Source organism: Paenibacillus sp. 2TAB26 (genome assembly GCF_052115145.1).
Classification (GTDB): domain Bacteria; phylum Bacillota; class Bacilli; order Paenibacillales; family Paenibacillaceae; genus Pristimantibacillus.
In genome coordinates this window covers 65,045-85,860 of the sequence record NZ_JBFRGC010000017.1, presented here as the reverse complement: position 1 = coordinate 85,860, position 20,816 = coordinate 65,045, and the positions used below count along the sequence as shown (strand labels likewise).

At 43.4% G+C, this 20,816-nt stretch carries 26 protein-coding genes; all 26 read left to right on the top strand.

Annotated elements, in window-relative coordinates; all coding sequences use genetic code 11:
* The first annotated feature begins 46 nt into the window (after positions 1-46).
* Positions 47-592, top strand: a complete 546-nt coding sequence (gene hslV / locus AB4Z50_RS20050) for an ATP-dependent protease subunit HslV (protein WP_076269142.1) — start codon at positions 47-49, stop codon at positions 590-592.
* Positions 593-670: 78 nt separating this feature from the next.
* Positions 671-2,071, top strand: coding sequence for an ATP-dependent protease ATPase subunit HslU (gene hslU / locus AB4Z50_RS20045; protein ID WP_441881297.1), 1,401 nt, complete (start codon positions 671-673; stop codon positions 2,069-2,071).
* Between the two features lie 27 nt (positions 2,072-2,098).
* The gene (codY, locus tag AB4Z50_RS20040) at positions 2,099-2,869 is read left to right on the top strand and encodes a GTP-sensing pleiotropic transcriptional regulator CodY (RefSeq protein ID WP_076269144.1); all 771 of its coding nucleotides are present in this window, start codon (positions 2,099-2,101) and stop codon (positions 2,867-2,869) included.
* Positions 2,870-3,085: 216 nt separating this feature from the next.
* Entirely contained in the window at positions 3,086-3,499 is a 414-nt protein-coding gene (gene flgB, locus AB4Z50_RS20035; protein WP_076269145.1) for a flagellar basal body rod protein FlgB, read from the top strand.
* A 2-nt stretch (positions 3,500-3,501) separates the two neighbouring features.
* Entirely contained in the window at positions 3,502-3,951 is a 450-nt protein-coding gene (gene flgC / locus AB4Z50_RS20030; protein ID WP_441881295.1) for a flagellar basal body rod protein FlgC, read from the top strand.
* A 39-nt stretch (positions 3,952-3,990) separates the two neighbouring features.
* Positions 3,991-4,296, top strand: coding sequence for a flagellar hook-basal body complex protein FliE (gene fliE / locus AB4Z50_RS20025; protein ID WP_076269147.1), 306 nt, complete (start codon positions 3,991-3,993; stop codon positions 4,294-4,296).
* A gap of 42 nt (positions 4,297-4,338) precedes the next feature.
* Positions 4,339-5,910, top strand: a complete 1,572-nt coding sequence (fliF, locus tag AB4Z50_RS20020) for a flagellar basal-body MS-ring/collar protein FliF (RefSeq protein ID WP_076269148.1) — start codon at positions 4,339-4,341, stop codon at positions 5,908-5,910.
* A gap of 23 nt (positions 5,911-5,933) precedes the next feature.
* Entirely contained in the window at positions 5,934-6,935 is a 1,002-nt protein-coding gene (gene fliG, locus AB4Z50_RS20015; RefSeq protein WP_179089844.1) for a flagellar motor switch protein FliG, read from the top strand.
* Positions 6,928-7,767 carry a FliH/SctL family protein gene (locus AB4Z50_RS20010; RefSeq protein WP_076269149.1) on the top strand — a complete coding sequence of 280 codons (840 nt, stop codon included), beginning with the start codon at positions 6,928-6,930 and terminating at the stop codon, positions 7,765-7,767. The genes fliG and AB4Z50_RS20010 overlap by 8 nt, the downstream gene beginning before the upstream one ends.
* On the top strand, positions 7,754-9,079 hold the full coding sequence (fliI, locus tag AB4Z50_RS20005) for a flagellar protein export ATPase FliI (protein ID WP_441881292.1): 1,326 nt from the start codon (positions 7,754-7,756) through the stop codon (positions 9,077-9,079). The genes AB4Z50_RS20010 and fliI overlap by 14 nt, the downstream gene beginning before the upstream one ends.
* Before the next feature lie 8 nt (positions 9,080-9,087).
* Positions 9,088-9,534, top strand: coding sequence for a flagellar export protein FliJ (gene fliJ, locus AB4Z50_RS20000; protein ID WP_441881290.1), 447 nt, complete (start codon positions 9,088-9,090; stop codon positions 9,532-9,534).
* Between the two features lie 46 nt (positions 9,535-9,580).
* Positions 9,581-10,477, top strand: a complete 897-nt coding sequence (locus AB4Z50_RS19995; RefSeq protein ID WP_441881439.1) for a MotE family protein — start codon at positions 9,581-9,583, stop codon at positions 10,475-10,477.
* Positions 10,478-10,522: 45 nt separating this feature from the next.
* The gene (locus AB4Z50_RS19990; RefSeq protein ID WP_441881288.1) at positions 10,523-11,893 is read left to right on the top strand and encodes a flagellar hook-length control protein FliK; all 1,371 of its coding nucleotides are present in this window, start codon (positions 10,523-10,525) and stop codon (positions 11,891-11,893) included.
* A 41-nt stretch (positions 11,894-11,934) separates the two neighbouring features.
* Positions 11,935-12,468 carry a flagellar hook capping FlgD N-terminal domain-containing protein gene (locus AB4Z50_RS19985; protein ID WP_441881286.1) on the top strand — a complete coding sequence of 178 codons (534 nt, stop codon included), beginning with the start codon at positions 11,935-11,937 and terminating at the stop codon, positions 12,466-12,468.
* Positions 12,468-12,845, top strand: coding sequence for a TIGR02530 family flagellar biosynthesis protein (locus AB4Z50_RS19980; protein WP_441881284.1), 378 nt, complete (start codon positions 12,468-12,470; stop codon positions 12,843-12,845). The genes AB4Z50_RS19985 and AB4Z50_RS19980 overlap by 1 nt, the downstream gene beginning before the upstream one ends.
* A 116-nt stretch (positions 12,846-12,961) precedes the next feature.
* Positions 12,962-13,780 (top strand): flagellar basal body rod protein FlgG, encoded by an 819-nt coding sequence (flgG, locus tag AB4Z50_RS19975; RefSeq protein ID WP_076269155.1) that lies wholly within the window; start codon positions 12,962-12,964, stop codon positions 13,778-13,780.
* Between the two features lie 56 nt (positions 13,781-13,836).
* On the top strand, positions 13,837-14,064 hold the full coding sequence (locus AB4Z50_RS19970; protein ID WP_054028981.1) for a flagellar FlbD family protein: 228 nt from the start codon (positions 13,837-13,839) through the stop codon (positions 14,062-14,064).
* Complete coding sequence (locus AB4Z50_RS19965) at positions 14,061-14,525, top strand: flagellar basal body-associated FliL family protein (RefSeq protein WP_076269156.1); 465 nt, start codon at positions 14,061-14,063, stop codon at positions 14,523-14,525. The genes AB4Z50_RS19970 and AB4Z50_RS19965 overlap by 4 nt, the downstream gene beginning before the upstream one ends.
* 37 nt (positions 14,526-14,562) lie before the next feature.
* Positions 14,563-15,564, top strand: coding sequence for a flagellar motor switch protein FliM (gene fliM / locus AB4Z50_RS19960; protein WP_054028979.1), 1,002 nt, complete (start codon positions 14,563-14,565; stop codon positions 15,562-15,564).
* Positions 15,554-16,819: a flagellar motor switch phosphatase FliY gene (gene fliY / locus AB4Z50_RS19955; protein WP_441881280.1), complete on the top strand. Its 1,266-nt coding sequence runs from the start codon at positions 15,554-15,556 to the stop codon at positions 16,817-16,819. The genes fliM and fliY overlap by 11 nt, the downstream gene beginning before the upstream one ends.
* Before the next feature lie 20 nt (positions 16,820-16,839).
* The gene (locus AB4Z50_RS19950; RefSeq protein WP_076269158.1) at positions 16,840-17,202 is read left to right on the top strand and encodes a response regulator; all 363 of its coding nucleotides are present in this window, start codon (positions 16,840-16,842) and stop codon (positions 17,200-17,202) included.
* A 12-nt stretch (positions 17,203-17,214) separates the two neighbouring features.
* Positions 17,215-17,859, top strand: coding sequence for a flagellar biosynthetic protein FliO (locus tag AB4Z50_RS19945; RefSeq protein WP_441881278.1), 645 nt, complete (start codon positions 17,215-17,217; stop codon positions 17,857-17,859).
* 37 nt (positions 17,860-17,896) lie between these two features.
* Complete coding sequence (fliP, locus tag AB4Z50_RS19940) at positions 17,897-18,604, top strand: flagellar type III secretion system pore protein FliP (protein WP_372239010.1); 708 nt, start codon at positions 17,897-17,899, stop codon at positions 18,602-18,604.
* Between the two features lie 22 nt (positions 18,605-18,626).
* On the top strand, positions 18,627-18,896 hold the full coding sequence (gene fliQ, locus AB4Z50_RS19935) for a flagellar biosynthesis protein FliQ (protein ID WP_054028974.1): 270 nt from the start codon (positions 18,627-18,629) through the stop codon (positions 18,894-18,896).
* An 11-nt stretch (positions 18,897-18,907) separates the two neighbouring features.
* A complete protein-coding gene (gene fliR, locus AB4Z50_RS19930; RefSeq protein WP_076269160.1) occupies positions 18,908-19,705 on the top strand; it encodes a flagellar biosynthetic protein FliR in 798 nt (265 codons plus the stop codon).
* Positions 19,706-19,718: 13 nt separating this feature from the next.
* Entirely contained in the window at positions 19,719-20,813 is a 1,095-nt protein-coding gene (gene flhB, locus AB4Z50_RS19925; RefSeq protein WP_076269161.1) for a flagellar biosynthesis protein FlhB, read from the top strand.
* The last annotated feature ends 3 nt before the right edge of the window (positions 20,814-20,816 follow it).

Below are 20,816 nucleotides of genomic sequence, written 5' to 3'. Positions count from 1 at the left end.
GAAGGCATGGCAATTTAATTATTTGGAACCTTGAGGAGGCAAAGCAATGGAAATGCAATTTCACGCTACAACGATTTGCGCAGTTCGTCATGAGGGAAAAGGTGCAATTGCCGGGGATGGTCAGGTCACTTTTGGGAATAGCATGGTCATGAAAAACTCTGCTAAAAAAGTAAGAAGGCTTTATCGCGGTCAAGTCGTCGCAGGTTTTGCAGGATCAGTTGCAGATGCCATTACTTTGTTCGAGAAGTTTGAGGCAAAGCTGGAGGAGCATCACGGCAACTTGCAGCGCTCAGCTGTTGAGCTTGCCAAGGAATGGCGTTCAGACCGTGTCCTTCGTAGATTGGAAGCGATGATGCTCGTTATGGACAAAACCGGCTTGCTGCTTATTTCAGGCAACGGTGAGATCATTGAGCCAGATGACGGCATTCTAGCAATCGGCTCAGGCGGCAGCTTCGCATTATCGGCAGCAAGAGCGCTTCAGCGTCATGCACCTCAAATGGAAGCAAAGGATATCGCACGTTCATCGCTAGAAATAGCGGCAGAAATTTGTGTATTCACGAATCATAATATTATTGTTGAAGAGATCGTATAAATCGAGTAACAGGATTTTGGATAGAAGGCCAAACTTCGGAAAGTCTTAGCGAAGAATAGAAATCGGAGGGATTTTATAATGGGAAATGATGCACTGACGCCTCGTCAGATCGTAGCGGAGCTTGATAAGTATATTGTTGGGCAAAAACCAGCGAAACGTTCTGTAGCCATTGCGCTTCGCAATCGTTACCGGAGAAGTTTGCTCGATGAAACGCTGCGCGATGAAATCGTTCCGAAAAATATTTTGATGATCGGACCTACCGGAGTAGGTAAAACGGAAATCGCACGCCGCTTGGCAAAGCTGGTTAAGGCACCATTTGTGAAACTAGAAGCGACGAAATTTACTGAGGTCGGATATGTAGGCCGTGATGTTGAATCAATGGTCCGCGATCTAGTGGAAACAGCTATACGTATGGTGAAAACAGAAAAAACGGAAAAAGTAAAAGACAGAGCAGAAAAGCTAGCTAATGATCGCATCGTTTCTTTGCTTGCTCCGTCAACGGCTAAGGCTAAATCGCAAAAAAATCCATTTGAAATGTTGTTTGGCAATCAACAGCAATCAGAAGAGCAAAAGGAAGAGCCGGAAGTGGAAAATGCGCTCTTTCAAAAACGTTCGCAAATTAAAGAGCAGCTCGCGGCTGGCAAGCTGGAAAACGAAATCATTGAAATTGAGGTAGAGGACTCCTCACCTAATATGATGGATATGCTTTCAGGCCAGGGCCCAGAGGGCATGGGCATGAATATGCAGGAGCTGTTCGGTCAATTAATGCCGAAGAAGCCGAAGAAGCGCAAGCTGCCTGTAAAGGAAGCTCGCAAGGTGTTGACGCAGGAGGAAGCTAACAAAATAATCGATATGGATGATGTCATTACCGAATCGATTACAAGAGCTGAGCAATCTGGCATTATTTTCATAGATGAAATTGACAAAATTGCGAGCCCATCACGTGGATCTGGCCCAGATGTATCTAGGGAAGGTGTTCAACGTGATATTTTGCCTATCGTTGAAGGCTCTACTGTCATGACAAAATATGGTCCCGTTAAAACGGATTATGTGTTGTTTATCGCTGCTGGCGCGTTTCATGTTGCCAAACCTTCGGATTTGATACCAGAGCTTCAAGGTCGTTTCCCGATCCGGGTAGAGCTGACTAGTCTTAGCTTGGACGATTTTGTAAGTATTTTGAAAGAACCAAAAAATGCTTTAACGAAGCAGTATTCAGCTCTACTTGAAACGGAAGGCATTCAGATCGAATTTACTGATGAGGCGATTCGTGAGCTTGCGTCCATTGCCGCAGATGTTAACCGCAATACTGAAAATATTGGCGCGCGTCGCTTGCATACGATTTTGGAGAAGCTGCTGGAGGATCTATCTTTTGAAGCGCCTGAGCTGTCGCTCGAAAAAATGACGATTACGCCGGAATACGTTCGAGAAAAACTCGGAAGCATTGCGCAAAATCGCGATTTGAGTCAATATATACTGTAGTTGTTATGAGTTTTGGGAGGCATTAGAATGACTTTACTAACGAAGACTAGAACGCTGAACCGGTTGTTGCAACGCGCAGCTGGCAAAGCGCTGAGTTTCAGGGAAATGGCAGAAGTACTTTGTACAACGATTCAAACCAATGTGTTTGTCGTCAGCCGGAGAGGTAAAATACTTGGCTGCTCCGCAGTAGATGCGTTTGATCACGATTTCATGCGAACGTTATCAGCTGATGAGCTTCGTTTCCCGCAAGAGAGCAACGTTCGGTTTCTTGATATGCAGGAATCGATGACGAATGTGAAGCCAGATTCGGGAATTTACGAAACTTTTCCGCGGTTAGGTGATCAAGAAATTATGACGGTTGTACCTATTATTGGCGGAGGAGATCGTCTAGGTACGTTGGTCCTGACCCGTTTGTCTGGTACTTTCGATGACGATGACCTTATTTTAGCTGAATATGGTTCAACGATTGTTGGCATGGAGATTTTACGGGAGCGCGCGGATGAGATTGAGCAAGAGGTTCGCAGTCGTGCAGTCGTTGCCGTTGCGGTCGGTTCGTTGTCATTTAGCGAATTAGAAGCGGTCGAGCATATTTTCGAGGAGCTTGATGGCAAGGAAGGTTTGCTTGTCGCATCGAAGATCGCTGACCGAGTAGGAATTACTCGTTCAGTTATTGTAAATGCGCTTAGGAAGCTGGAGAGTGCTGGTGTCATAGAAACAAGGTCATTAGGCATGAAAGGCACATACATTAAAATATTAAATCACCAATTATTGCAAGAATTAGATAAGATGAAGCGATAATTATAGGACGTTTAGACCATTTTTGCCCTATCTGATTTTAAAGATAGGGCTTTTTTCTTATTGTAATAATTTAGGAAATTGTTGAATATTATCATGTCGGCAAAAATCGACACATGTATCTCATTTTTTTAATATTTACTGTCGAACAAAGAAGGAATGAGCAGTAATCTGTTGAATACGTTAAGAAGATCCCCTATGTGAAAGTGGTGAAACTACGTGAATTTGTTGAATGGCGCAGCATTTGGAAGAATGGAAGGTGCGCTTCAAGCAGCTGAAATGCGGCAGCGCGTCATTTCTAACAATGTGGCAAACGGTGATACGCCGCATTTCAAACGGTCAGAGGTTTTGTTTGAGGAATTATTAGAGCAATCAATGGGAAATACGCAAGGGCAATTGATCGGCAAACGAACGAATCAAAAGCATATTGCTATTGGAGCAAGTTCTTCTAATGTACCTATACCCAAACTTATTACCGATGAAACAACTTCGATGAACAACAATGAAAATAATGTTGATGTCGATCGTGAGATGTCTTTGCTAGCTAAAAACCAATTAAGCTACAACTTTTATGTCCAACAGATTAATCATGAGGTAAGAATGATGCGCACAGCGATTGAAGGGAGAGCTTAACGATGAAATTGTCCACAGGGTTTGATATCAGCGCTTCGGCTCTATCAGCACAAAGACTGCGGATGGATGTAATTTCTTCTAATATAGCGAATGCTGAAACGACGAGAGGCAGTTTTGTAAATGGACAATTCCAGCCGTACAAACGAAAGATGGTTGTCATTGAACCTCTGCAGCAGTCCTTCTCAAATGTGCTTTCTCAGCAAATGAATGAAAACTCCGCTGCTCAAGGAGTTAAAGTAACGAGAATTAAAGAAGATCAATCGCCAAACAAGCTCATTTATAATCCAACGCATCCTGATGCTGATGCAAACGGCTATGTAAATATGCCGAATGTGGATGTAACGAAGGAAATGGTAGATATGATTGCAGCTACAAGATCTTACGAAGCAAACGTAACCGCGCTAAACGCTACCAAATCAATGTTTATTAAGGCACTAGAAATAGGAAAGTAATTGATTAACAATTCCATATGAAGTATTGGGGGAGTAATGATGATACAAGCGATGTCGCTTAGCCCGGTTCAGCCAACCAAACTCATTGAAACTAAATCGGTTCAAGAAGCGACTCCGGCACAATTGACGCAATCATTTGGTCAATATCTAGAAACGGCAATTAATAATGTAAGTGATCAGGAAAAGAACGTTCATAAGCTTAACGACAAATACTTAATAGGTCAGGTTGACGTTTCAAAGGTTTTAATTGCTTCTGAGCAGGCGCAACTAAGTTTGCAGCTTACCTCACAAGTCCGCAACAAAATGGTCGAGGCATATCAAGAAATGATGCGGATGCAAATTTAACCATCATGAAGACCTAGCATAGTATTTGGGTGAGGTGAAAATGTGAACGAGAGAATCGCCCAGTTTCGAGGTAGGCTTACACAATTATGGAGCCAGACGGGCAGAAAACAAAAAATTTGGTTGGGGGCATCTATTAGTGGACTATTGTTAGCAATTATTTTGTTAACGATTGTATTTACGAGAACGGAATACGAAATTGCTTTTCAAGGTTTGGATACAACAGACGCAGCTGCTATTATGACTTACTTAGACGGAAGCGGAATACCTTACCAGCTCAGCAACAATGGGAAAAGCATTTCAGTACCGAGCACAGATGCAGCACGAATAAAAGTAGATGTAGGTTCTCAAGGTTTAGTTCAAAACGGTTCCATTGGTTTTGAAGCATTTAATGCAAGCTCAAGCCAGTTTGGCACAACCGAAAATGAATTCAATGTAAAATATTTGAATGCTTTGAACGGTGAAGTTCAACAGTTGCTGAATGCGATGCAAGGTGTGGACAGTTCGAAGGTTTTGGTTAACTTGCCAAAAGAAAGTGTATTTCTATCTGCAGAAGACGCGGAGCAAGCATCAGCATCGATTATGATGAAGTTCGTGTCTGGCTATCGTCCAAGTCAGAAGGAAATCGACGGCTATTACAACCTGGTAAAAACAGCGGTTCCGGATTTGGCAATTAAGGATATTACGATCTCAAGCCCTCAAGGCGAATTAATCTACTCTGATGTTGCTGGCGGAATAGCTAATAATTCAGATGCGGTTGAGTCCCAATTCGTCATTCAGCGCAAATATGAGGCTGAGCTCAAGAAAAATATCCAGCAGTTTCTAGGAACAATCGTTGGAGCTGATAATTTAGTCGTTCAAGTTTCTAGCAGCATGAACTTCGATAAGAAGACATCGCAAGAATCTGTTGTGAAGCCGCTAGACAATAACAACAATAACGGCATTATCATTAGTGAACAGCTGAATAACAGTACTTCGACTGGCAATTCAGGAGACGCTGGCGGTGTTGCAGGAACTGGAGAGACTGACGTACCAGGCTACGAAGCGGCTGCGACGGGCAGCAATTCTTCAGAATCGAACTCGACCATTCGGAATTATGATGTGACTCGAATCAACAACAACATCGAATCCGGACCTTTTGTTTTAAAAGACCTTTCTATTAGTATCGGCATTGAACAGTCACAAATGAATGATGAAGCAAGCAGAACGGCCATTATGACATATTTGACTGCATTGGTGCGCGCACAACTAGCTGATTCTGGTCAAGATGTAACCAATGACGCATTGATAGAGAAAAAAGTTGCTCTTATTGCAAGAACATTTTCTGGAAGCAGTTCTGCTAAGGAATCGAGCCTACTATCAACACCTTGGATTATCGGAATTGGTGTTGCTGCTCTTGCTATCATTGGCGGACTCATCTACATGTTAGCACGCAGACGCAAGAAGGTTGCCGAGGAAGAAATCGAATTGGTTGCTCCAGCTAAAGTGGAATATCCAACACTTGATTTGGAAAGTGTCAACAACGACAGTCAGGCTAGAAAAAATCTTGAAACACTTGCCAAACGAAAACCGGATGAGTTCGTTAACCTTCTTCGCACATGGCTTGTGGATGAATAGAGGTGGTTCATGTGTCAAAATCAATGCAAGGATTATCTGGTCGACAGAAAGCTGCCATTTTACTTATTACGCTTGGACCTGATGTATCCTCTCAAATATTCAAGCATTTAAGAGATGAAGAAATTGAACAGCTAACACTTGAAATCGCAAATGTCCGTAAAGTGGACAGTAGTGATCGTGAAACGATTTTAAGCGAGTTTCACCAAATCTGTATGGCTCAAGAGTATATCACGCAAGGCGGCATTTCTTATGCCAAAGACATTTTGGAGAAAGCGCTTGGTGAACAAAAAGCTCTTGAAGTTATTAACCGGTTAACGGCAACGCTCCAAGTAAGACCATTTGACTTCGCTAGAAAAGCGGAACCTACACAAATTTTGAACTTTATTCAAAATGAGAACTCGCAGACGATTGCTTTGGTATTATCGTATTTGCAATCGGAGCAGTCTTCGCACATTCTTTCATCGCTGCCGCAAGAGAAACAAGCAGAGGTTGCGAGGCGAATTGCTTTGATGGATAGCACATCGCCAGAAGTCATTTCGCAGGTAGAAAGAGTGCTTGAACAAAAACTGTCCGCAACCGTTACCCAGGATTACACGAATGCTGGCGGTATCGACTCTATCGTTCAAATATTGAATGGTGTCGATCGCGGGACGGAGCGTACGATTCTCGACGCGCTTGAAATTCAAGATCCAGAGCTTGCAGAAGAAATCAAAAAACGGATGTTCGTTTTCGAGGACATTGTCAATATCGACAATCGCTCCATTCAACGAATCATTCGCGATATCGAGAATTCCGATCTTCAGCTTGCGCTTAAAGTGGCAAGTGAAGAAGTTAGAGAAGCGATCTTCCGCAATATGTCGAAGCGTATGGCCGAAACATTCAAAGAAGAAATGGAATTTATGGGACCAGTGCGGCTTCGTGATGTTGAAGAAGCGCAAACACGCATTGTTGCTACGATTCGCAGATTAGAAGAGTCAGGTGAAATCATCATCGCCCGTGGTGGAGGAGACGATATCATTGTCTAATTTGATCAAATCTTCGAGTGTGATTACTCTTGATCAATTGAAGCAACTTGAATGGTTGCATCAACGGAATCTTGAAATCAATGAATCGCTGGATCAGGAAGAGGATATGGAACCCGTTCCTGATGAAGAAACGATAACTTTGCGAGATCAAATATTAAATGATGCTCAGCTATACGCAGAAGAGAGACTGCGTGATGCAGCAGAAGAAAGCGAAAAGCTTCTTGCTGAAACACAGCAGCAAATCGATGTATGGTGGCTCGAAAAACGTACAGAAGATGAATCAGCATCAGAAGCATCCAGGCAATCAGGCTATGAGCTTGGTTATGCCGAAGGAGCCGCGCAATCCGAAAAGGAAATGCGTGAGATCTGGGAGCAAAAGCTGGCTGAAGCATCGGATGTGCTAAAAACTGCATTCCAAATGAGAGAACAAATCATTCAGGAAGCAGAACCCTTTCTTGTTGAACTAAGTTGTGCGATTGCCGAAAAAATTATTGGGCAGCAGCTATCTACGGCACCTGAAATGGCAATCGAGCTCATTCGCAAATCATTGTCTAGACGCAGAGAGCAAGGAGTTATTACTCTATGTGTTGCACCTGGACAGCTTGCATTCGTGCAAGCAGCTAGAGAAGAGCTTCATATGGCCATCGATTCTCAAGCGGAATTGCAAATTTTGCCTGACTCGACGGTTAAAGACAATGGTTGTGTCATTCGCTCTTCATTTGGAAGCATAGACGCTCGAATTGACACGCAGCTTGCTGAGATCAAAAAAGAATTAATACATCTTGCTCATCATAGCGGCGAAGAACGAGGTCAAGCCTATGATAGTGAATAATTTAGATGTGCTTAAGTATATCGAGCATTTGCAGCCGCTTGATCCCATTCGGGTCAATGGCAAAGTCACTCAGGTCATCGGCCTAACCGTGGAGTCTGAAGGACCTGATGCGAGCATAGGCGATGTTTGCTTTATTTATCCATCCAAAGGCGCAAAGCCTATCAAGGCAGAGGTCGTTGGTTTTCGTGATAATAAAGTAATATTAATGCCTCTCGGTGATCTTCAGTCCATTAGCCCGGGCTGTGATGTTGTAGGTACAGGCAAACCTTTGACTGTTCAAGTCGGATCAGAGCTGCTCGGTAAAGTGCTCGATGGGCTTGGAAATCCGCTGGATGGTTCATTTTTGCCAAGGCGTATGCCGCATTATTCTACTTATAATGAACCAAGCAATCCGCTTAAACGTCCGCGCGTCGTTGAACCACTCGGTATCGGTGTAAGAGCGATCGATGGGCTTCTTACCGTCGGGCGTGGTCAGCGTGTAGGCATATTCGCCGGATCCGGTGTAGGGAAAAGTACACTGCTTGGCATGATTGCTCGCAATACTTCAGCTGATGTTAACGTAATTGCGTTGATCGGCGAGCGTGGTCGTGAAGTGCTCGAATTTATCGAGAAGGATCTTGGCCCAGAAGGCTTGTCTCGTTCGGTCGTTATTGTTGCAACTTCAGATCAGCCAGCACTCATTCGCATGAAGGGCGCATTAATTGCGACATCCATTGCTGAATATTTCCGTGATCGCGGTCTGGACGTTATGTTGATGATGGATTCCGTTACTAGGTACGCAATGGCTCTTCGTGAAGTAGGTCTGGCTATTGGTGAACCGCCTGCTACTAGAGGTTACACACCTTCTGTATTCGCTGCACTGCCAAAGCTTCTGGAACGTGCAGGGACAGGGCCAACAGGCTCTATAACCGCCTTCTACACCGTTCTTGTTGATGGTGACGATATGAATGAACCTATCGCGGATGCTGTCCGCGGAATATTGGATGGTCATATCGTTTTAAGTCGTCAGCTAGCGCATAAGGGTCATTTTCCTGCCATCGATGTTTTAGCTTCTGTCAGCCGTGTTATGAAGGAAATTGTCACAGAAGAACAGCAAGATGCGGCGAATGAACTAAAAAAAATGCTAGCTACATATAAAGATTCGGAAGACCTGATCAATATAGGGGCGTACCAACGAGGATCAAATGTAGAAATTGATATGGCGCTAGAATTTATTGAGCCGATTCAGAGCTACACAAAGCAAAAGACCAATGAAAAGGTGAGCTTAGAGGAAGCGCAAAGTCGTTTAATTAATGACTTCTACAGGAGTTGAATCACGAGATGGCATCGTTTCGTTATACTTTTCAAAAGGTTGTTGATTTAAAATCTAGTGAAAAAACACAGGCGGAATGGATTCTTTCATCGGCCATTGGCGCTCTAGCGGCTGAAGAATTGTCGTTAGAGCAATTGCGTGCGAAGCAGCAAGAATGGGAAAGCAAGCTGCTTGAATCTTCACAGATTGCTGTTCCTTTATCTGAGCTTCAAGTTATTCAGCAATATTTGGACTATTTGGTCACTTGCATTACAAGCAAATTGAAAGATGTGTTGCATGCACAGAAGGCGGTTGAGCAAAGCCGACTTAAGCTTTCAGACAAGATGAAAGATGAGAAAGTGTGGCTTAAAGCAAAAGATCATGCGCGTGATCGGTTCCAGTATGCGATGCAAATCAAAGAGCAGAACGAACTAGATGAGATGGCAAGCGTCCGTTTCATGATACCAACCCCATAAAGTGATGCGTGACACCGGCTAGAGGGAGTGAGTGGAATTGGCGGGTATGGATAATGAAAAGCAAGGCTATAGCACGCTAGAGAGAATTATGTTTTTGATGACACCAATTTTATTCGCAATCGTATTGCTCGGTGTTTTGTACACCTTGTTCAATATTGATTTCCGCAATAAAATGCTGGAAGCCGGAAACTCAGTTCCCTTTCTAAAAGACGTGCTTCCCGAGCCAAAGGTTGCAGGCGGGCCTGGAAATGATGATGCTTTGAAGACAGCGAATATGTCAGCAAAAATTGCAGATTTGCAAACACAGCTTACTGCAATTGAAAGCGAACTGGCAGCTGCGAATCAAACGAAAGCGACGCTTGAGCAAGAAGTAAAGGACTTGGAAAGTGATAACATCCAGCTTAAAGGTGTAAACGATGATCAATTGCTTGAGGACGAGCAGTATCAAGCGAAAATTCAAGAACTGGCAAGCATGTTTTCCAAAATTACGCCAAGTAAAGCTGCTCCAATCTTGCAAAGCATGACTTTAGATGAAATGGTGCTCGTATTTGCAAATATGCGGCCTGACGATCGAGTGCGCATTATGGAGAAGATGAATCCTCAGACGGCAGCTGATGCAGCGATGAAGCTGAAGGATAACGTGCAGGCAAAGGATTTGCAAATTGCCGCGCTTCAAGCAAGACTTGATTCGCAGAAATCGCCAACAACGAAGCCTGCTTCCTCTGTTCTTGATCAAGAGCAATTAAGTGCAACGTTTACAGCTATGAATGCAAAGAGCGCTGCAGAGCTTCTTATCAAAATGATAGATGTGAGTCCAAGCAAAGTGCTTCGGATTTTAAATGCGGTGGATAATCAAACAAGATCATCCATTATTGCAGAAATGTCTGGAATTAATGAAACGACTACAGCGAAAATTGTAGCTAAATTAATGACAGGAAGTTAATGTCTGACCTAATGTTTTCCCTCTATTTGAAAGGAGGTGAGAAAAATGGAAATGAACATTTCACAAGTTGCTGTAGTACAACCGCAAGCACAAGGTACAACAACGGGACAAGCAAGCGGCAATACAAGCGGAGCAGCGTTTCAGAAAACGTTAGTGCAGCAAATTAATAGTGAAACTGCTGGCACCAGCAGTCAGACACAAGCTGCACCTTTAGTTGCAAACGTATCTAAGGAAGCTATGGCTTTGGTGGATGGCGCTGCTGCAGCACCAACGTTATCTGACCTCATGTCAATCATCGATGGTTTGCTAGCACAATTGGATGCAACTAATGGTGAAGACGGCAAGGCTCCTCTTGAAGATGATCAGCAGCTCCAACAGTTGGAAGACGTGCTTGATCAAATGAATGCTTTGCTTGCTCTGCTTGGCATTCCAGTGCCTGTCATTCAGCAACCGATTGGTCAACCGACTAGCGGTGAGGAAGATTCCTCTATTTCATTAGAGGGGAAAAATGCAGTAAATATCAAATCAAGCCTGCAGGATACGTTGCTGCAAATGCAAGTGATGCTGCAGCAGGGAACAACAAAATTGGTTGGACAGCAAGAGCCAACGGTTTTGGTGGCACAACAGCTTAAGGCGTTAACAGCGATTTTGGAAGGCGAGCCGGTGGATACGACTAAGACTCATACGAAATCGACCGCTTTTACACAACAACTGTTTACGGCTCAAAATGTACAGCAAGCTGACGTTAGTACGCTATTGCAACGACTGTCACAGCAAACCGCCCATCCTGCATTATTAACAACTGCAGTTCAGGGTATGGAGCAGGCAATCGCATCAGATGTATCTGACTCTTCTATTGAATTGATTCCGCAAATGCAGCTTGGAACAAACAATCCGGATACAATGCGGACGTTTACTTCTCTTGTTGCTAATGCAGCAGCAGCTACTTCATTTGTTGTCGCTGATGAATTTGCCCAATCCATGACAGGTATGATCGTACAGAAATTTGATCTTACAACATTGAATGGCGTTTCAGAAGCGAAGCTCATGTTATACCCTGAACATTTAGGGCAAGTAGACGTTAAAATAACGATGCAAAATGGACTTCTAACCGCGATCTTCCAAACGGATACGGCAATGGCCAAGGACATGCTGGATAATCAAATGGCTCAACTGCGGTCAGCGCTTCAAGCACAAGGCCTTATGGTAGATAAGCTTGAGGTTTCGCAAGGTCAATCAGCTGCGCAGCTGTTTCAACAGCAGCATGGACAAGGAAGCAATCAGCAGCAGTCATCCAATCGTAATACTGTGAACACTGAAGATACTTTGAATGAGTCTCAATTTGAAACCGAAATGGTTCAACAAGCGACAATTCAGGGTCTTGGATTTGGCAGAGGCATCAACGTTAAAGCGTAGTGGAGTTAGTAGAGGGTTAGAGAGATCGGAGGTGATCGGAAATGGCAGATAGCGTTTCTACTCGCGTAGTTTGGCCGAATTACAGCAAAGAGAATGTACAAGCTGCAGCAAACAAAAAAAACACGGATACGCTTGGAAAAGATCAATTTCTAAGTATTCTAGTTACGCAGCTTCGCAACCAGGATCCTATGCAGCCGCTTCAGGATAAAGAGTTCATCGCTCAGATGGCACAATTTACTTCTGTAGAGCAGCTGATGAATATGTCCACCGAGCTATCTTTAATGCGTCAAAACATTGGTTCAGCATCCAGCTTAATCGGTAAAACGATTGAATGGAATGAATATGATGATGCTGGTGCAATCAAGACCGCCAAAGGCGTAGTTGATTCCATTATTTCGAAGGATGGTCTCCTTTATGCAAGGGTAGCCGGAGCCGAGATTGCTCTTGATTATGTCAACTCTATCTCGGAAACAACGGGTGAAACACCAACGCCAGAGGATTCTACAGGGGAAGATAACGGCGTAGACAAGAATCCTTCGGATCCAGCTGGTGCTGAGGAAGGGGCTGATAAATAATGAGTGAAGGCATAAAAATCGGTCATATTTTCCCGGTTAAGTCGACACCTCTGCAGCCTAGTAAGACAGTTGTCAACCGTTCAGCTCAGCCATCTGAATTTCAAGAAATACTTAATGGCAAGGTTTTAAAGTTTAGTCATCATGCCGAGGTTAGAATGCAGCAGCGAGGCATTAACTTGCAACCAGAGTCATTAACCAAAATAATGAATGCGGTCGAAGAGGCTGCATCCAAAGGCGCTCAGGATTCATTAATCGTTTTCCGAGACATTGCAATGATTGTGAATGTCCCAAGCCGTACAGTTGTGACTGCAATGGATGGCGCGCAAATGCGAAGCAACGTATTTACGCAAATAGACAGCGCTATTATATTATCGTAAGGCTGGACCTATCAGGGAGCCTCAAGCTGTGGACCGATTGAAGCAGTTTATTATAGTGCTAACATTTTTTTGAAGCCCATAAGATTTTAATCCATTCCCTAGGAGGAATTACGAAAATGCTAAGATCGATGTATTCGGGCGTGTCCGGTATGCGCGGCTTCCAAACAAAGCTAGACGTTATTGGTAACAATATTGCGAACGTGAACACGGTTGGCTTTAAAGCAGGTCGCGTCATGTTCAAAGATATTTTGAGCCAAACGGTTGCGGGCGTTACCGCACCTGAGGAAGGCGTACGCGGCGGCGTTAACGCAAAACAAATCGGACTCGGCGTGTCTATCGGCTCTATCGATACCGTACATACCGCAGGAAGCGCAATGACAACGAACCAACCGACAGACCTTCGTATTGACGGAGACGGATTTTTCGTAGTTAGAGCGAGCGAAGATTCTGAAATGCTTTTAACACGTGCGGGCAACTTTACGCTTGACTCGAATAGACAGCTTGTTACAGGCGATGGCTATTTCGTACTAAGCGTTGATCAAGAGCCTATCGTACTTGATGAGGCAATTACGGCGTTTTCCATTGGTCAAGACGGAACGATCATGGGTGTAACAGCGGATGGTACGGAAGCCGTTGCACAGCTTGGCGTAGCCAAAGTTGTAAATCCTAGTGGTCTTGAGAAACTGGGCGGCAATATGTACCGTGTTACAGCGAATGCTAATCCGGATGCTTCTATTGAGGATTTCATGACGTTCGCGACTGATCCTGAATTCGGTACAGGCGCAATCATTGCCGGTCAGCTGGAAATGTCTAACGTTGACTTAACTGCTGAATTTACAGAAATGATCGTTGCACAACGTGGTTTCCAAGCGAATTCACGTATTATCACAACTTCTGATGAAATTTTGCAAGAGGTAGTTAATCTAAAACGATAAGTAAGTCATAACGAGCGGGAGGCTTAACGCCTCCCCTAGGTGTGAGGGGGCAACTGATGATTACCGTAACGCGGTTGAACGGAACAAAGGTCACAATAAATGCTTTATTAATTGAAATGATTGAAGAATCAGCGGATACGGTGATTACACTTACGACGGGCAAGAAGCTGGTTGTAAAAGAAAAAACAACGGAACTGTTGCAGCTTAATGGGCAGTATCTTCGCACAATTGGCCTTATTGCGGCGGCCCAAAAGAGTGAGCAAACGGAGGGTCCATCGTCATGAAGAAAATGCTACCTTGGTTAATTACGATTTTGTTATCCATAACTTTAATCGCCATTGTTTCAATCATCTTGTTCAAGTCGTTTTTTACTGACCCTAAGGAGCAGGCGACGGAGACAAAAACGATTGAGGTTAAAGCTTTATCGGCTGATGAGCGTGTGGCCGTAACTTCTGAATTAAAGGAATTCAGAAGAAATCTGAAAGATCGTGAATATGTCGTTATTTTGAGTTTTGCTTTCCAGCTCGACAAGAAGAAAACAAAAGAAGATTTTGATAAACTGCTTGAGATTGAAGTTCGCCCAATTATTAACCGTGTTATTGCTGATATGACAGCAGATGAGCTGCAGGGTTCTCAAGGTGAAGACGCACTTGAGTCGAAGCTTCTCAACTTAATCAATCCTATTATTCCTAAAGGTAAGTTGATTAAGGTAGAAATCACAGACTTTACACTTGCTCCACTTTAACTGACTACGCAGACATTCCTCGAAGGAGGTGAGATATTTGGTTGATGTTTTATCGCAAAATGAAATTGATGCGCTACTAGCTGCCTTGGATTCCGGTGAAATGGATGCAGAGGATTTAAAGAAGGAAGAAACGACGCGAAAAGTCAGTGTGTATAATTTCAAACGCGCCGTACGTTTTTCGAAGGATCATATTAGAAGTTTGACGCGGATTCATGAAAACTTCGCACGGTATTTGACAACCTATTTCTCAGCACAACTTCGCACATTTGTTCAAATTAATGTCGTGCAGGTCGAGCAATTGCCTTACGATGAATTTATTCGTTCGATACCAAAGATGACGATATTGAACATTTTTGAAGCGGAGCCGCTGGAAGGTCGTATGGTGCTTGAAGTTCATCCAAACGTAGCGTACGCAATGCTGGATCGAATGTTAGGCGGACAAGGCATAGCGCCATCCAAAATCAACAACTTAACTGAAATTGAAACCATTATTATGGAGAAAATTTTCAGTCGAACGTTTGAAGGCTTGCAGGAGGCTTGGAAAACAGTAATCGATATTTCTCCTAGGCTGGAAGCATTGGAAACGAACCCGCAGTTCATGCAGATTGTATCGCCCAATGAAACGATCGCTCTCATTTCATTCAGCACCAAAATCGGCGATACGACGGGTATGATTAACCTTTGTATTCCGCATGTCGTTATTGAACCGATTATGTCCAGGCTGTCTGTTCATCACTGGTTTGTATCGCAGAAGAAAGCTCGCGCGCCAGAGGAAGTTGAAATATTGGAGCAGCGAGTAAATAAAGCGAAGCTTCCTATCGTAGCCGAGCTTGGCGAATCGTCGCTAACCATTCAAGAGTTTCTAGGACTGAATATTGGTGATGTTATTTCATTGAATAAATCAGTTAATGATGGTCTCAACATTAAAGTTGGAGACAAGCTTAAATTCATTGGCAGTGCAGGCTCTGTTAAGGATCGGCTAGCTGTTCAAGTAGATGAGATTGTCACTGAAGGAGTGGAAGAAGATTATGACGAGTAAGGACTATTTGTCACAAGAGGAAATTGATGCATTGCTACGTCAATCCTCCAGTGAGCCGGAACCGGAGCAGCACACTGAAGTCGGAACACAACTTTCAGACTTTTTATCCGATATGGAACAGTCTGCTCTGGGTGAGATTGGAAACATAACATTTGGCAGTGCGGCAACAGCATTGTCAACGTTGCTTGGCAAGAAAGTAGATATTACTACACCACAAGTTACTATTGTAAGAAAAGATGAGCTTGCTGACATTTTCCCTAAGCCTCATGTTGCAGTTAGCGTGCAATACGTAGACGGCTTTCAAGGCATTAATTCACTTGTCATAAAAACAAAAGATGCCCAAATCATTGCTGATTTGATGCTTGGCGGTGAAGGCACCAACATCACTGTAGAAGAGCTTAATGAAATTCACATTAGTGCAGTTCAAGAAGCGATGAATCAAATGATGGGATCATCTGCTACGTCGATGTCAACGATATTTAATCGTTTTGTCAATATTTCGCCGCCGGGCATTGACATTCTAGATGTTAATAACGGTGATGGCATGGAGCATTTGCCACCGGTAGATATGTTTATAAAAATATCATTCCGGCTTACGATTGGAGATCTCATAGATTCAACAATCATGCAGCTGCTGCCCATTCCGTTTGCGAAACAAATGGTTGATATATTAATGGGAGTGGTAGAAGATCAGCCAGCTCAGCCTGCTGTTCCAGCGCCTCAAACGGCTGCAGCAGCGCCGGCAGCACAACAAGCTATGGCAATGCAAGAAACGGCTGCAGCAGCTCATTTGAACGCTGTGCCGCCGCAAATGAATATGGCTTCACAGGCGCCTCAAATGCCTTCTATGCCGTATCAAACACCTGCAGCTGGCTACGACATGTCGATGCAGCCGCCGGGGCCTCATACATATGGTCATGCAGCTAGTCGAAATGTTAATGTACAGCCTGTGCAATTTGCTAATTTTGGCAATGCGCCAATTATTCAGCCAGATGAGACAAACCTCAATTTACTTCTCGACATACCGCTTAAGGTCACGGTAGAATTAGGAAGGACCCAAAAGCAGATAAAAGATATTTTGGAGCTGTCGCAAGGTTCTATTATTGAGCTGGACAAGCTAGCTGGCGAACCAGTCGACATCCTAGTGAATAACAAGCTGATCGCAAAAGGCGAGGTTGTTGTCATAGATGAAAACTTTGGTGTTCGTGTAACGGATATCGTGAGCCAATGGGACCGCATTCAAAAATTACAATAGCATCCTAGGAGGATAAAAAGATGGCAAACCGCATTCTTATCGTAGACGACGCAGCTTTCATGCGCATGATGATTCGTGATATTTTATCAAAGAACGGCTACGAAGTCGTCGGTGAAGCCCAAGACGGCGCACAAGCAGTTGAGAAGTACAAGGAATTGAAACCTGATTTGACAACAATGGATATTACGATGCCTGAGATGGACGGAATCTCCGCTCTGAAAGAAATTAAAAAAATTGATAGCAATGCTAAAGTAATTATGTGTTCAGCAATGGGTCAGCAAGCAATGGTAATTGATGCGATTCAAGCAGGCGCAAAGGACTTCATCGTCAAACCGTTCCAAGCTGATCGTGTAATTGAAGCGATCAAGAAAACACTCGGATAACGGTTAGACATTATGTTTAACATAGCTTCGCGCATTTCAATGGTGTCTGCTCTTGGGATGGCGATTGGGCCACAATTTGCGGCTGCTGCGGCACAAGGCGGCAGCAGCGCAAACGATGAAGGACAAATGATGTTTACCGGAACAAATGATCTAGCGGGCAACATGATTTGGGTTATCGTATCGCTTGCCATCGTTATCGTATTAATTATTTTAGTCATTAAATGGTTGTCGCAGCGCAATCGCATGTGGGGAACGAATCGATCGCTTCGTTCACTCGGCGGTATTGCGCTTGGACAGAATAACTCGTTACAAGTCGTCGAGATTGCAGGTCGGATTTATATCGTTGGCGTCGGCGAGAACATAACTCTAATTGACAAGCTAGATGATCCTGAGCAAGCAAGTGCTGTTATTTCAGCGCTGGAGCGGCAACAGGAATCGGCTTGGTCAAAGGATCTAGTCTCACAAATACTTAAGAAGTTCAAAAATCGCAACAATCCGAATGGCTCTGATCCTACGAACGAGCAGTGGAACAAGACGTCTTCCTTTCAGGATTTGTTGCAAAATAAGCTTAGTCAGCAAGCTGACCGCAAGCAGCAATTGGAATCGTTATTGCATGAATCTAAATCAAATGAACGGTTGATGGATGATGAAAAATAAGTGGTGGATATCAATCGTTGTTGTTCAATTGCTTGCGATGTTATTACATAATCAAGCATTTGCCGAGCCGTTACCCGACGTATCCATCAATATTGGCAACGGAAGCGGTGACACGCCCGATACTAGCGCATTATCCATTCTTCTATTAATTACAGTACTAAGTATCGCACCAGCGATTATGGTGCTAATGACAAGCTTTACTAGGATCGTTATCGTTCTAGGCTTTGTAAGAACATCGCTTGGAACACAGCAAATGCCGCCCAATCAAGTATTGATTGGACTGGCAATGTTCCTTACCTTCTTTATCATGGCTCCAACGTTCTCTCAAGTAAATGATGTTGCATTGCAGCCCTATTTAAAAGGTCAAATCTCTCAAACAGAAGCTTTTAAGGAAGCCTCCGTTCCGATGAAGAAGTTTATGTTCTCTCATACGAGGGAAAAGGACTTAATGCTTTTTATGAATTATACGAAAACAGAGAAGCCGGCTTCATTTGAAGAGATTCCGATCACAGTACTAATACCTGCATACGCCATAAGCGAGTTGAAAACAGCTTTTATAATGGGATTTATGATATTCATTCCGTTTCTAGTCATCGATATGATTGTCGCAAGCACATTGATGGCAATGGGGATGATGATGCTGCCTCCTGTTATGATTTCCTTGCCGTTTAAGATACTGCTATTTGTATTAGTAGATGGATGGTATTTGATCGTAAAATCTTTGTTGTTAAGTTTCAACACGTGATACTAGCAGGGAGGGACTTTTGATGAGTACTGATTTCATAATCGGGTTGGCCAGCCAGGCCGTATTCGTTGTTTTGAAAGCCAGTGCACCAATGCTCGTTCTTGCTTTGGTCGTAGGGTTACTAGTCAGCATATTTCAAGCAACAACACAGATTCAGGAGCAGACGCTGGCATTTGTTCCGAAAATTGTAGCGGTTTTCGTGTCCATCATCATTTTTGGCCCATGGATTCTAAATACGGTTATCGACTTCACTTACAATCTGCTGAACAATCTTCATAATTACATCGGTTAGGTTGTGAGTGTATGAACGCGATCGTACAGGGTTTCCCTATTTTTTTGTTAATCTTTTGTCGAATAACTGCGTTTTTCGTCGTAGCGCCTGTTTTTTCGTCGCGAGGCGTGCCGAATGTTTTCAAAATTGGGCTCGGATTTTTTATCTCGTTTATCGTTTTCTTGACGTACGGCGTGAAGCAGACGATGGTTCCGGACGCTGAATATATTTTGGTTCTGGTTCGAGAAATATTGGTCGGCGTACTGCTTGGGTATGTAGTCTACTTGTTCTTCACGGTCGTTCAGACCGCGGGAGCCTTAATGGATTTGCAGGTTGGTTTTGCAATGGCAAATATCGTAGATCCCCATACAGGTACGTCAGCCCCATTGCTCGGCAATTTTAAATACATGATGATCTTAGTTGTTTTCTTAATGATGAACGGTCATCATTTTTTATTAACAGGCCTTATGGACAGTTACGAATGGATGCCTTTGTCCAATGATTTATTTAGCCGAATAATGAGCGGCAGCATTACTGATTTTTTAACAAGAACATTCGCAAACACGTTTTTGCTGGCCATTCAAGTGTCAGCGCCATTAGTAGTAGCGATGTTTCTGACGGATGTTGGATTAGGCTTCTTAACCAAAACAGCTCCTCAGTTCAATGTTTTTGTAATTGGGATACCTCTAAAGCTAATTATAGGTATGATTTTACTAGTGTTGTTAATGCCAAGTCTTGCTGGCATATTCGAAAGATTGTTTTCCATCATGTTTGATGCTTTGGAGCAGTTATTCGGTATCGTGCAAGGACCGCCGCCTGACGTGAAATAGGAGGAAGCTTCCCATGCGAAATTACCGTCTAGAGCTTGATTTGCAGCTTTTCAGTCAAGAGAAGACTGAGGAAGCAACTCCGAAGAAAAAGGATGAAGCAAGAAAAAAGGGTCAAATTGCGAGATCGGCTGATTTACCGGGTTCATTAATATTAATTTTTGTTTTTATGAGCTTCATTATGATGGGCAATTATTTCAAGACACATATCATGATGCTCTTCGGCAATCTGTTTGAAGACTGGCTGTTGATGGATGTTACGACAGGCAACATTATGTCGCTCTTCAATGATGTGGCAATTGAAATGCTGCTAATCTTACTGCCAATCTTTGCGGTAACCGTTCTTGTCGGTGTCCTCGGCAACGTTGTACAGTACGGTTTTTTGCTAACCGGTGATCCTCTAAAAATGAAATTAAGCAAATTGAACCCGATCAACGGCTTTAAGCAAATTTTTTCAGCTAAAACAGTAGTCGAATTTTTGAAAAGTGTTTTAAAACTGCTTATTGTAGCGGTGCTTGTATATATGACCATATCCAAAGAATGGAACCGTATATTAGTGCTTGCTAGCTTGCCAATCCAACAAATATTTAGTTTTACCGCGGGTTTAACGATAAAACTAGGTATAGAAATTGGTGTGGTGCTCGCCGTACTCGCATTAGCAGATTTTTTCTATCAGCGTTATGAGCATAACAAAAGTTTGAGAATGTCTAAGCAGGATATTAAGGATGAATACAAAAAATCTGAAGGTGACCCGATCATTAAGAGCCGCATTCGTGAGCGTCAACGCAAAATGGCCATGCAGCGTATGATGCAAGAGGTTCCTAAAGCGGATGTCATCATTACCAACCCTACACACTTCGCTATTGCATTGAAATATGATGCAACCAAAATGGAAGCGCCAAGAATCATCGCCAAAGGTATGGATCATGTAGCGCTTCGCATTAGAGAAATAGCGAAAGAAAACGGTGTTGTGACAATGGAAAATAAACCGCTTGCCAGAGCGCTTTATGAACGAGCGGAGATTGGGGATGTCATACCTCCAGATCTGTTCCAAGCTGTGGCTGAGGTGCTCGCATATGTATATAAGATGAAAGGCCGATTGAAATCATAACAC